Consider the following 12,044-nt stretch of genomic DNA (forward strand, 5'->3'; position numbering starts at 1 on the left):
CCCGCGGCGACCGCCGCGACCGCCGCGGCGCCCCTCCCCGCCAGTCCCGCGGCGGCGGCTCCTCCCCCCAGCCACCCGCCTCCGGCGCCATGGCCGACGCCCTCCGCCGCGCGGGCTTGGGCGGGAACGCCGGCGTTTGAGGACCTGGGGGAGGGTCTGGGGGCTGGCCCCCAGCGGGTCCGGGTGGCGGCACCTCCCAAACAAGGTTTGGGGGAGAGCCCGGTTTCGGGAAGGGGCGGGGTGGGGGAAGCAACCCCCACCTCAGCCGCCTCGGGCCGCGCAGAAGTTGACCGGTAACCCCTTGCGCGAGGGAGAGGGCAGTCAACGGTTCACTCACACGGGTGAATCGTTTTGACCAAGGGTCTGCCGGTGTCGACCGGCCCCTACGTTTGCCGCATGACCGACCGATTAAGCCGCCGGGGATTCCTGCTGACGGCCGCCTCGCTGAGCGTGGTGGCCGCCGCCGCACCCCGGTCCATGGCCCAGGGCGCGGCGGCGTCGGACCTGCCCGGCTTCCCCGAAGGCGTCGAGCTCTACCGGTCGGCGTACCGTAACTGGGTGAGGGAGATCACCGCCGACGGCCTGTGGGCCTGCGCGCCGAGCAACCCCGACCAGGTGGTCGCCGTCGTCAACTGGGCCCGTGAGCAGGACTGGACGGTACGCGCAAGGGGCTACGCCCACGGATGGTCACCGCTGACCATCCCCGCCGGGACCGAGTCCGGCGCTCCGCTGCTGCTCGTCGACACCGCCACCCACCTCACCGGCATCGCCCTGGAATCCACCGACCCGGCCGCCGTCCGGGTGGGCGCCGGGGCCTCCCTCGAAGCCCTGCTCGGGCACCTGGAGGCGTACGGCCTCGGCGTCACCGCCACCCCGGCCCCCGGCGACCTCACCGTCGGCGGTGCCCTGGCCATCGACGCCCACGGCACCGCCGTCCCGGCCCACGGCGAGAGCCGGCTGCCCGGCCACACGTACGGATCGCTCAGCAATCTCGTCCTGTCGCTGACGGCCGTCGTCTGGGACTCCGCCGGCGGCGCCTACGTCCTGCGTACGTTCGAGCGCGACGACCCGGACTGCGCGGCGCTCCTCACCCACCTCGGCCGCGCCCTGGTCACCGAGGTGGTGCTGCGGGTCGGCGAGAACACCAGCCTGCGCTGCCTCAGCCGCACCGACATCCCGGCCGCCGAGCTCTTCGCGGCCCCCGGCAGCGGCGGGCGTACCCTCGCGAGCTTCCTGGACACGGCGGGGCGGGCCGAGGCGATCTGGTTCGCCTTCACCGAATTCCCCTGGCTGAAGGTGTGGAGCGTCGCGCCGAAGCGCCCCCTGACCTCGCGCCGGGTGACCGCGCCCTACAACTACCCTTTCTCGGACAACGTCCCGGCCGTCGTGGCAGACCTCGCCGGGACGCTGGTGTCCGACGCCGCCTGGTATCTGGCCCCCGTGCTCGGCAACGCCCAACTCGACGCCGCCGTACTCGGCCTGACCACCAGCCTCTCCGCCGACATCTGGGGCCTTTCGAAGAACACCCTGCTCTACATCAGGCCCACCACCCTGCGGATGACCGCCAACGGCTATGCGGTGCTGACCTCGCGGGCCGAAGTGCAGCGCGTCGTCGCCGAGTTCACCGCCTTCTACCGGCAGCGGCTCACCGCCTATGCCGCGCAGGGCCGCTTTCCCGTCAACGGCACCGTCGAGATCCGCGTCACCGGCCTCGACAATCCCGCCGACGCCGACTCGGCCGGGGCCCGCGCCCCGCTGCTGTCCGCGCTGCGGCCCCGCGCCGACCACCCCGAGTGGGACACGGCGGTGTGGCTGGACGTGCTGACCCTGCCCGGCACTCCGTACGCGGAGGCCTTCTGCCGGGAGCTGGAGCGGTTCCTGCTGGCGACGTACGACGGCGGCCACGGGCTTACCCGCGTGGAGTGGTCCAAGGGCTGGGCCTATACCGACGAGGCGGCCTGGGCCGACGAGGAGGTGCTGGGCAGCGCCGTGCCCGCGTCCTTCGACGACGGGGCCGGGCCGGGCTGGGAAGGGGCGGCCGCGATCCTCGACCGTCTCGACCCGCACCAGGTGTTCGGAAACGCCTTGCTCGACCGGCTGTTCGGATGACCGGGCACTAAGGGTTCGGATGACCGGGCACTAAGGGTTCGGATGACCGGGCACTAAGGGTACTGTCTGCGGGGTCAGTGATTAGGTGTAAGAGGAAGCAAAGCTCTCAGTGGACACCGCGGCGGACGAAGACACCGGCATACCTGGAACACAAGGCGCATCGAAGCGGGGCGGGTGGCGCCGCTGGGTGATGGACACCCGGCCCCTGCGGCATCCGGGCTACCGCCGTCTGTGGTCCTCGACCACCGTCACCGCCGTCGGCAGTCAGCTCACCGCGGTCGCCGTGCCCAAGCAGGTGTACGACATCACCGGCTCCTCCGCCTGGGTCGGCTACGCCAGCATCGCCGGCCTCGTGCCGCTGGTCGTCTTCGCCCTGTGGGGTGGCGCGGTCGCCGACAGCGTCGACCGGCGCAAGCTGATGCTCGTCACCAATGTGGGCCTTGCCGTCACCGCGCTGCTGCTGTGGGCGCAGGCCTTCGCGGGCGGCCGGTCCGTGGCCCTGCTCATGGTGCTGCTCGCCGCCCAGCAGGCCTTCTGGGGCATGAACGCCCCCGCCCGCAGCGCCTCCATCGCCCGCCTGGTCCCCCCCTCGGAGCTTCCGGCCGCAAACGCCCTGGGCTCCACCGTCATGCAGACCGGCCAGATCGTCGGCCCGCTGCTCGCGGGCGTGCTCATCCCCGTCATCGGGCTCGGCGAGCTCTACCTGATCGACGCGATCGCGCTGTGCGCCACCGTATGGGCCGTCTGGCGGCTGCCGGCGCTGCCGCCGCTCAGTGAGGGCACCACGCGGCGGGCCGGCTGGCGCGAAGTGGTCGACGGCTTCCGCTACATCACCGGTCACCGCATCCTGCTTCTGTCCTTCCTCGCCGACATCGTTGCCATGGTCTTCGGCATGCCCCGCGCCCTCTTCCCGCAGCTCGCGGCCACCACGTACGGGGGCTGGGGCAGCGGCTTCGCCCTCGGCCTGCTGTACGCGGCCATCCCCATCGGGGCGGTGACCGGCGGCCTGGTCTCCGGCACCTTTTCCCGGGCCCGACGGCACGGGCTCATGGTCATCATCGCCGTCGTGGCGTGGGGCGTCGCCATCACGGGCTTCGGCCTCAGCGCGAGCCTGTGGTGGGCGGCCGGCTTCCTCGCCCTCGCGGGCGTCGCCGACATGGTGTCCATGGTCTTCCGCGGCGCCATCCTGCAGTCGGTCGCCACGGACGACATGCGGGGCCGCATGCAGGGCGTGTTCACCGTCGTCGTCGCCGGCGGCCCGCGCCTCGCCGACCTCTTCCACGGAACGGCGGGCTCCGCCCTGGGTACGCGCCCTGCCGTCACGGCCGGCGGCCTGCTCGTCGTGGTGACGATGCTGGGCCTGGCGGTCGCGGTCCCGGCCTTCCGGCGGTACCGGGCCGTCTGACGGCCCGGCCGCCGCCGGCGGTTGCCCCGATGGGGTGAACGCGGCACGCGATCAGCCCAACCACCGGCGGGGTCACGGGCGAAGCCGGGTTATCTGTGAGGCGTGCCGCAAGCCGCAGCCCACCGCCGCGCAGTGCCGGTCCTGGCCCCGTGGGGGACGGGGGCGGTGCTGGTCGCTGTTGTGGTGTGCCTGCTGCATGTGTTGTGCGGCGCCGGCGCGGCAGGGCCCGCGCAGTGGCAGGCGCCCGAGCGCCCGGTGGCCGTCGCCGCGGGGGATCCGTCGCCGGACTCGGGCTCGCACCACCATCCGGACTCGCCGGCCCGGCGCGCCGGCGGCCACATGGGACCGCAGCACCGTGCCGTCCCGCCCTGCGGACAGGCCTCGGCCGCCTGGGCACCGCTCCCGGAGGCTCCCGCCGGTTCATCCCGGGGCCCGGGCCGTGAGGCCTGGCCGCCGGCCGGCTCCGCACTCCCGCACACCGTTCTGCGCTGCTGAGGGCTGACCGTCCTCAGCCGATCACGTACGTACGCAGAACGACACCGCAGGAGATACGCAATGCCGCTGGACATCTACGCCGCCCTGGGCGCACTCGTGCGCGCCGAGGCCACCCGTGAGGCCGAACCCACGGCCGCCGACCCGCAGCACAAGGAGCCGGAGATCCCGGCCGTCGACGACCCGGGCCGCGACGACGAGCGGAGCTGAGACCGGATCCGATCGCGCCACCGGGCCGGTCCCGGCCCCTGCGGGGAACCGGGACCGGCCGGGTGGCGTTAACTGGAGTGAACGCGGCATGTGCCGCAGACGGAGGCGTGAAGATGTCCAATCGCGCGAAGTACGCAGTGGGTGGGGTGGCGGTCGGACTGATCCTGCTGTGGATCCTGCCGACATGGATCGCCCTGCTGATCATCGTCGGCGTCCCGGTGGGCGCCTACGTAGCCCTGGACCCGTCGCAGCGGCGCCGTCTGCGCCGGGGGAGCCGCAAGCAGATAGGCCGCTGACGGCTCACTGCCCGCCGCCTCAGGTGGCTGAGCCCGCGGCCGCGCCGGTCGCGAGGCCCGCGCCCCACCGGTCGAGTTCGGCCTGGAGGTCGAGCGGGCGCGGCCGCATGTCCTGATCGCCGGTGGGCCAGTCCTCGCGCGGGACGCGCCACATGACCTCGAACTCGATGCCGTCGGGGTCCTTGGCGTACAGCGACTTGGAGACGACGTGGTCACTCGCGCCCACCAGCGCGCCGCGCTCGGTGAGCCGGCGGGCGGTGTCGGCCAGTTCGCCGAGCGTGCCGACCTCCCAGGCCAGGTGGTAGAGGCCGACCCGGCCCTCCTCGGGGCCCGGGGCGTCCTCCCCGAGGGCGAAGAGGCCGAGGTCATGGTCGTTGAGGGTGTCCCGGGAGCTCAGGAAGGCCGCACGGCCGGGGATCTCGACGCTGACCTCGAAGCCGAAGACATCGGTGTAGAAGCCCACGGAGCGGGCTACGTCGCGGATGTAGAGGACCGCATGGTTGAGGCGGCGCACAGGCATGGTTCGGCTCCTTGAAAAGTGTCGGTGACCAGCCTAGAGGCGCTTGCTTGAATATTCAAGAAGTCGCTCCCGTATGATGATCACCGGGTTTTCCGGCGAGGGGAGCGTCATCGTGGGCGGAAAGGTCACCGCGGTCAGCCGCGACGACGGGCACCACTTCACCAAACCCGTACGCGACCGCATCAGGCTGCTCACCGGACTCGGCGTGGAGGGCGACGCCCACCTCGGAGTGACCGTCCAGCACCGCTCGCGGGTCGCGCAGGATCCGACCCAGCCGAACCTGCGGCAGGTCCACCTCATCCACGGCGAGCTGCACGACGAACTGCGCGCGGCCGGCTACGAAGTCCAGCCGGGGGAGCTCGGCGAGAACGTCACCACCCGCGACATCGACCTGCTCGCCCTGCCCACCGGCACCCGGCTGGGGCTCGGCGCGCACGCCGTCGTCGAGGTGACGGGACTGCGCAACCCCTGCCTGCAGATCGACAGGTTCCAGCAGGGCGTCCTCAAGGAGGTCGTAGGCCGCGACGAGGCGGGGAACGTGATCCGCAAGGCCGGCGTCATGGGCATCGTCCTCGCCGACGGCGACATCCGCCCCGGCGACCCGATCACCGTCGAGCTCCCCCAGGAGCCGTATTGGCCCCTGCGACCCGTTTGAGCCGCCCTACCGTGCACCGTCCGTGACTTACCGTCCGTGACCTCCGTTACGGACGGTGCTCACTCAGCGCAGTACCCTGGGCCCATGCTCTTGCTCGTACGCCGTCGCCACGTGGACTTCGTCCGCGTCACGAGCATGTCCTGTCTCCGCAGCGCCTGACCCCTGACACCCCACGCTTCACCCGGCACCCTGCGGAAGACCTGAAGGCCTCATGACGCACCAGCTCCACGTGATCGACCTGTCGGCGTCCGACCGTGGCCCCGAGGCCCGCGCCCGGCTCCATGCCGAGCTGCACTCGGCCGCCCACGACGTCGGCTTCTTCCAGCTGACGGGCCATGGCATAACCGCCGACGAGACCGACGCCCTCTGGAGTGTCATGCGGGCCTTCTTCGCCCTCCCCGAGGCCGGCCGGCTGGCCATCGGCAACCTGGAGTCGCCGCACTTCCGCGGCTACACCCGCATCTGATCGTACGCGCCGTCACCGTACCCGGCCGGACGGCGAGGTCAGCGCCGCGAGCACCCGGTGCCCCTGGCGCTCGGCGGGGGCGATGAGTTCCTCCGGGAGGGCGCCCACGCGCCCGGCGTCACCAAGGACCCGGCCAACCCGCTCTTCGCCGAGTTCGGCTACAACGAGCTCAAGGGATGTCTGCGCGCCCACCCCAGGACCGCCGCCATCACGCCGAGCTGCTGGAGTCCGAGGCCGCGCCCACCGCCTGAGCGCCCGCCCACGGCCTGATCAGCCCCCGCAAGGCCGCGCGCGTGGTCACGGGGGACTACCGTGTAGCTATGGGCAGCGAGCCGAACTCGCCCGAGGACCTCGACACGCTGCGCGTGGCGGGGTCCCCGGTCTGGCTGCGGGCCCTCCCCGTCGTCATGCTCTTCGTGCTGATCGCGGCCCAGGCCTTCACCCCGGGAGACGTCGAACTCGGCGCCTACTACGCCGCCGTGCCCCCACTGGCCGCCCTCGGGTTCGGGGCACCGGGGACGGCCACCATGTCGACCACCGTCCTGGTCGTGATGCAGATGCCGGTGATTGGCGCCGGCAGTCTCGCGCTCAGCGACTCAGGGGCCGTCGCGCTCATCGGCGCCCTCAGCGTGGTCATCGCCGGGGTCCGCCGCCGCTACCACGGCCGCCTGGTGCGGGTCAGCACCGTCGCCGAGGCCGCCCAGCTCGCCGTACTGGCCCCACTGCCCACCGCTGTGGGGCCGGTGAGCTGCGCCGCGCTCTACCGTGCCGCCCAGCGCGGCACCCTGGTCGGCGGCGACCTCTACGACGTACGGGCCGGGCCCTACGGCGTGCGGGCCCTGGTCGCCGATGTGCAGGGCCACGGTCTCGCCGCGGTCGGCACCGTCGCCGGGCTGCTCGGCGCCTTCCGGGAAGCCGTGCTCGACGTCCCCGACCTCGGCCAGGTCGCCGCACGCCTGGAACGACGCCTGACCGTCGACGGTGCCGCCGCCGAGGACGGGGACAGCGAGCTGTTCGCCACCGCGCTGCTGCTGGAGTTCCCGGTCGGCCGGGCCGAGGTCCGCCTCGCCTGCTGCGGCCACCCGCCCCCGCTGCTCGTACGCGACGGTCGGGCCCGCGAGATAGCCGCCGACCCCGCCCCGCCGCTCGGTATGTGCCTGCTGGGCCTCCCGGGGCCGACCGTGGTGACCGAGCTGCTGCTCCCCGGCGACATGCTGCTGGCCTATACCGACGGGGTGACCGAGGCCCGCGACACCACCGGCGTCTTCTACCCGCTGGTTGACCGGCTCGTCGCCCGCCTCAAGGACGGCATGGCCGCTACCCCGCGCGCGGTCGTGAACGGTGTCTGGGAGGACCTGGCGGCGTACGCGGGGGCGGTCGGCGACGACGTAGCCATGCTGGCGCTCGCGCCGCGCTGACCAGGGCCTGCCTCCCAGCCGCCAGGCTGGGGGAGGCACGCGACGCCACGGAGACCGGCCGGACAGGCCCTAGCGGCCCTGGAGGCGGGCCGCCTCGGCGCGGATCGCCCGGAGCTTGCCGTACAGGTCGTTGCCCGGGCAGTCGGTGAAGAAGCTGTCGCGGTGACCGGAGATGGCGTGGAACTCCTCGACGGAGCCCTTGCGGAAGCGGCTTTCGGCGTTGGTCGAGCGGAGCTTCTGCGTGCCCCGGGGGTCCACACCGGTGAGGCCGAGCTTCCATGCCGAGAGCTGGGCGATGGCGTCGGTCATGGCCTGGGTCACGGTGCCGGTGGCGTCGTAGGTGCCGACCGCGGCGATGCCCATGGTGTCGGTGTTGAATCCGACCGCCTGCGCTCCGGTGACGGGTCTGGCGACACCGCCCGCCCGGCCCTCGTAGATGGTGCCGCACTTGTCGACGAAGAAGTTGTAGGCGACGTCGTCCCAGTGGTGGTCCTTGACATGGCCGGTGTAGATGCCTCGGATGATCTCGGGCACCTGCCCGCAGTCGTAGCCGTTGCCGTTGTCGGTGTGGTGGAGGAAGACCACCCGCACGGCGTGCCCGTAGCGGGGAGCCTCCTGGCGCAGCGACTCGTCCGCGCCCCACTTGGCCCGGGTGACGATCTCCGGGCGGGGCGCGCCGTACGGCGAGGGCCGGCGGTCGAAGGAACGCCGGGCGAGGTCCGGCAGCGGCACCGGGCGGAGCTGGGGGCTGGGGCTGGGCAGCGCTCCGGCGGCCTGGGCCCGGTACGGGAGGGTGTGCACCCCCCAGGCGGCCATGGCTGCGAGGCCCACGATGCCGGCACCCGCGGTGCACAGTGATGCCGCATGAATGGAGCGCATGAACGCATCGTCAGCTCATCCGATCGCCGGTTATGGCGACACGCCGGATGGGGCCGCGGCCTCACCCGGTCGTACGCCCTCCCGCTCGGCCTCAGTAGTAGTCGCGCATCAACTCGGTGGCCCAGGCGGGCTGGGTGACCTCATCGAGCGGTCCGAACTCGGCCATCCAGGGCTTGATGTCCAGGACCGGCGTGCCGTCCACCGCGTCGAGGCCGCTGACGTGGATGTCGAGGCCGTCCACCTTCAGCAGCCGGCAGCGGGAGACGCCGAGCAGATTCGGGCGGTTCTTGCCGCGCTGGCCGAAGATGCCGACCAGTGGCCAGTCCGTGTTGCCACGCGGATGCCGCGCGCCGGTCTCGATCTTCTCCGCCGGTACGCGGTCGAAGTGGAAGACCACCTCGATGTGCGAGAAGCCGTCGAGCCCGTACAGCGCCTCCGGCCCGAAGCGCTCGCTGTCCAGCTGGATCACCGCCTCGACACGTCCCCAGTCGTCGTCCTCCACGGGTACGCGGCCGCCCACCACGTGGCCGACTGGCAGTACTCGGATCTCCGACATCGCTCCGGCTCCTCCTGGCTCTCCTGGCCACCATATGGGATATCGGTATCACGTTGTGGACCCGCCTGGGTAGCGTACGCCTCATGCCAAGGGAATGGGATGCCACGACATACGACGCACTGCCCCTGCCTCATCTGGAATGGGGCCGCCGAACCCTCGCCCGGCTGACCCTGTCCGGCGACGAGCGCGTGCTCGACCTCGGCTGCGGCACCGGACGGGACACCGCCGCCCTCCTCGACCGCCTGCCGCGCGGCCGGGTCGTCGCCGTCGACGGATCCCTGCGGATGCTCGGCCAACTGCGGGCCCGGCTCGCCGGACGGCTGGACCGGGTCGACATCCTGCACGCCGATCTCACCCGGCCGTTGCCGCTGGGGGAGGAGGCCGACGCCGTCTCCAGCATCGCCACCTTCCACTGGATCCCCGACCACGCCGCGCTCTTCGCGCACATCGCGGCCGTCCTGCGCCCCGGGGGCCGCTTCGTCGCCGAATGCGGCGGCCTCGGCAACATCGCGACCGTCTCGGCCGCCGTCGACGACGTCCTGGGCCCGCAGCCCGCCGTATGGAACTTCGCAGGCGTCGCCGAGACCGAACAGCGGCTGCGCGACGCCGGATTCACCGACATCGAGGTCGGCCTGCTGCCCGACCCGGCGCGGCTGGAGCCGGGTGAGCAACTGCGGAGCTACCTCGCGGTCGTCGTGCTGGGCGGCCAGCTCGAACGGCTGCCGGAGGACGAGCGCGAGACCTTCGTCAACGCCGTCGCCGACCGCCTCCCGGAGCCGGTGGTCGACTACGTACGCCTGACGATCTCCGCCACCCGAGCGGGCTGACCCGGCCCGGCTGAACGGCCCACCGCTGATCACGCCGTAATCCGCTTGCGGGCGGCACTTCCGCCCTGCCAGCATCCCCTCATGATGATCCGAAAGGACGGCCCCGCGACCCACCGGTGATCGCGATGAGCCCACACGAGAACCGCAGCGAGAACACTCCGCGAAAAGAAGCCGCCGCTCTGTACGCCACGTACGCCCGCTTCGACCATCTGCCCTTCCCGGCCCGTATGCGGGCCATCGCCGAACATGTCCGATCTCTCGACGACCACGACTACCGGGCCGACCATGCGGCCCTCGACTCCGGCGGTCCGGACGCCCGGCACCTCGGACTCTTCCTCGCCGTCGCCCGCCGCGACCTCGACGCTGTCGCGGCCGCGTTGGACGACCCACTGCTGCGGCGCCGGGCGCTGGCCGCCGCGATCCGGCTCCCGGTTCCCGAATCCGCCCTCGCACAGCTCGCGTTGAGCCGGATCCGTGCCGTACGGCACGACACCTACCGCGTGCTGCGGCTCTCGCGGCGCCGTGAACTCGCCGACAGGCTGCTGCCGCAGGTGCGTGCCCGGCGCGGCGACAGCGAGGCCGCCCGGCTGCTGCCGGCCTGCACGGCGGGCACGGCGGGGGAGTGGCTGCCGCGCCTCGACGCACCGGCCGGTGTGCTGGGCTCGCTGGCCCGTACCGCGCCGCTCGCCGTCGCCGAGCACCTGGCCGGCGCGTACGAAGAGCTGGGCGACGCGCAGCAGCGGTACGCCCACCGCCGCCGCAACGCACGGCTGGTGTCGACGATCGCCGAACGCGATCCGGACGCCGCCCTGCTGCTGGCCGAACGCGCCCCTGGCCTGATGACCGAACGCGCCACCGCCGCCGCGATGCGCAGGCCGCGCGCATTGCTCTCGGCCGTGCGCCGGGGCGGCACCGGCGAACAACTGCCGCTGGCCGCCGGACCGCTGCCGCGCGGTGTCCTGCGTGCCCTGCGCCCACTGGCGCCCGACGAATTGGCCGCACTCGCGGATGTCTGCCGTCAGGGGTCCGTCCGGTACCGGGGTGGGATGTATCCGGTGGCCGATCCGCTGCTCGCCCTGGTCCCGCCGCAGGACAGGTTGCGCCTGGTGAGGGAGCGTATGCCCGTGGGGCGCGGGGCGGCCTACACGCCGGTCCGCGCGGTCGCCGCCCTTGAACCGCACCACCGGGCCGAGATCATCCGCCCCTACCTGGAGCGGGAAGGACGCAGCGGCTTCGTCAGGGCGCGGCTCGGCTCCCTGCTCCCGCTGCCCGAGTCTGAGCCGCTGCTACGGGCGATGACCGAGGCCCACCGCGTGCACCAACGCGCTCTCGCCTGGCCCGCGTTGCTCGCCGCCGCCCACCACCATGGCGATCCGGCGGAATACCGACGCGTCGTCGCCTCCTGCGAACGCGCCTGGCACGACCAGTATTCCGTACGCGAAGCCGCCTTGGCGCAGGCGGCCGAGGCCCCGTCCCTACTGCTGGCGGCCGTGCCGTACACCGTGTTGCGCGACGCGGCACTCACCACCGTCCAGTCCCGGGACTCCACCGCGCACACGCTGAAGGCGGCCGAACGCTGGCTGCGCCGCAGCGTGCTGGGCGCGGCGGCACGCGGGGACGCGTCACGGGCGGCGGCCGTCGCCCTGCTCCTCGCCGAGGTCGTCGCCGACCCGAGGTGGACCGGCGGTCGGACGCCGCTGCGGGTCGACGCACCCACCGCGCGGGCCATCTGGACGGCATCGGCCCCGGCCTCGCTCCGGCCCGCCCGCCTCGTCGCCCTCGCCGGGTTGCTGGAGGACCACGCGACGGACCTGGCCGGGCTCGACGATCTCGTACGACGCGTCGCCCTCGAGGGCGAAGATCCTGAGGAGGCTGCTCGGGCCGTCCAGGTGTGGCTCGCGGACCCCGCCACGCGGGAACCGCGTTGCGCCGGACTCCTCGCTGCCGGGCGGTCTTTCGCCGGTGTGCCGCGTGTGTTGTGGACGGTCGCCGCACGCCGTACCGACCTGGTGGAAGCGCTGCTCGCGGCGGGCGGCCCGGGACCGTGGGTGCCGCGGGTGCCGCACGCGCTCACCGGCCGCTGGCTTCCGGCGCAGCGCACGCTGCTCGGCCGGCATCTCGCGCGGGTCGCCGCGGACGAGGACGCTCCGCTACGTCAACGGGCCGACGCGGCCGCGTTGCTGCGGGACGCGCCGGCGCTCGGGCGGCTTG

General features: G+C 72.9%; 13 protein-coding genes and 1 pseudogene. 11 read left to right on the top strand and 3 right to left on the bottom strand.

Features of this window, described 5'->3' with window-relative positions:
• The first annotated feature begins 396 nt into the window (after positions 1–396).
• The 5 genes from EFK10_RS04910 (at position 397) to EFK10_RS04925 (ending at position 4,512) form a co-directional block, all read left to right on the top strand.
• Complete coding sequence (locus tag EFK10_RS04910) at positions 397–2,109, top strand: cholesterol oxidase substrate-binding domain-containing protein (RefSeq protein WP_127354544.1); 1,713 nt, start codon at positions 397–399, stop codon at positions 2,107–2,109.
• Positions 2,110–2,248: 139 nt separating this feature from the next.
• Positions 2,249–3,514 (top strand): MFS transporter, encoded by a 1,266-nt coding sequence (locus EFK10_RS04915; RefSeq protein ID WP_240676994.1) that lies wholly within the window; start codon positions 2,249–2,251, stop codon positions 3,512–3,514.
• A 102-nt stretch (positions 3,515–3,616) separates the two neighbouring features.
• On the top strand, positions 3,617–4,009 hold the full coding sequence (locus EFK10_RS04920) for a hypothetical protein (protein WP_127354546.1): 393 nt from the start codon (positions 3,617–3,619) through the stop codon (positions 4,007–4,009).
• Between the two features lie 60 nt (positions 4,010–4,069).
• Complete coding sequence (locus EFK10_RS46985) at positions 4,070–4,216, top strand: hypothetical protein (RefSeq protein WP_164835822.1); 147 nt, start codon at positions 4,070–4,072, stop codon at positions 4,214–4,216.
• A gap of 113 nt (positions 4,217–4,329) precedes the next feature.
• Positions 4,330–4,512 carry a hypothetical protein gene (locus tag EFK10_RS04925; protein WP_127354547.1) on the top strand — a complete coding sequence of 61 codons (183 nt, stop codon included), beginning with the start codon at positions 4,330–4,332 and terminating at the stop codon, positions 4,510–4,512.
• A gap of 19 nt (positions 4,513–4,531) precedes the next feature.
• Here the strand turns inward: EFK10_RS04925 and EFK10_RS04930 are convergent, their stop codons facing one another.
• Entirely contained in the window at positions 4,532–5,032 is a 501-nt protein-coding gene (locus EFK10_RS04930; protein ID WP_127354548.1) for a VOC family protein, read from the bottom strand.
• Positions 5,033–5,105: 73 nt separating this feature from the next.
• On the opposite strand from EFK10_RS04930, the gene EFK10_RS04935 reads away from it, so the two are divergent.
• The 4 genes and pseudogenes from EFK10_RS04935 to EFK10_RS04950 all read left to right on the top strand — a co-directional run bounded on the left by EFK10_RS04935 (position 5,106) and on the right by EFK10_RS04950 (position 7,571).
• Positions 5,106–5,687 (top strand): MOSC domain-containing protein, encoded by a 582-nt coding sequence (locus tag EFK10_RS04935; protein WP_240676993.1) that lies wholly within the window; start codon positions 5,106–5,108, stop codon positions 5,685–5,687.
• A 211-nt stretch (positions 5,688–5,898) separates the two neighbouring features.
• Positions 5,899–6,147, top strand: a pseudogene (locus tag EFK10_RS04940) (2-oxoglutarate and iron-dependent oxygenase domain-containing protein); the annotation flags it as partial.
• Positions 6,148–6,210: 63 nt separating this feature from the next.
• Entirely contained in the window at positions 6,211–6,423 is a 213-nt protein-coding gene (locus tag EFK10_RS04945) for a hypothetical protein (RefSeq protein WP_407647005.1), read from the top strand.
• 50 nt (positions 6,424–6,473) lie between these two features.
• On the top strand, positions 6,474–7,571 hold the full coding sequence (locus EFK10_RS04950) for a PP2C family protein-serine/threonine phosphatase (protein ID WP_127354549.1): 1,098 nt from the start codon (positions 6,474–6,476) through the stop codon (positions 7,569–7,571).
• A 69-nt stretch (positions 7,572–7,640) separates the two neighbouring features.
• Here the strand turns inward: EFK10_RS04950 and EFK10_RS04955 are convergent, their stop codons facing one another.
• Positions 7,641–8,450, bottom strand: a complete 810-nt coding sequence (locus tag EFK10_RS04955) for a peptidoglycan recognition protein family protein (protein WP_127354550.1) — start codon at positions 8,448–8,450, stop codon at positions 7,641–7,643.
• Between the two features lie 91 nt (positions 8,451–8,541).
• Positions 8,542–9,006 (bottom strand): SAM-dependent methyltransferase, encoded by a 465-nt coding sequence (locus tag EFK10_RS04960; RefSeq protein ID WP_127354551.1) that lies wholly within the window; start codon positions 9,004–9,006, stop codon positions 8,542–8,544.
• 83 nt (positions 9,007–9,089) lie between these two features.
• On the opposite strand from EFK10_RS04960, the gene EFK10_RS04965 reads away from it, so the two are divergent.
• Both EFK10_RS04965 and EFK10_RS04970 read left to right on the top strand, forming a co-directional pair.
• Positions 9,090–9,833, top strand: coding sequence for a class I SAM-dependent methyltransferase (locus EFK10_RS04965; RefSeq protein WP_127354552.1), 744 nt, complete (start codon positions 9,090–9,092; stop codon positions 9,831–9,833).
• A 125-nt stretch (positions 9,834–9,958) separates the two neighbouring features.
• Positions 9,959–12,044 (top strand): hypothetical protein (locus EFK10_RS04970; RefSeq protein WP_206305305.1); only part of this gene is annotated, 2,086 nt, incomplete at its 3' end.

This window comes from Streptomyces soli (genome assembly GCF_003999195.1).
Classification (GTDB): Bacteria; Actinomycetota; Actinomycetes; order Streptomycetales; family Streptomycetaceae; genus Actinacidiphila; species Actinacidiphila soli.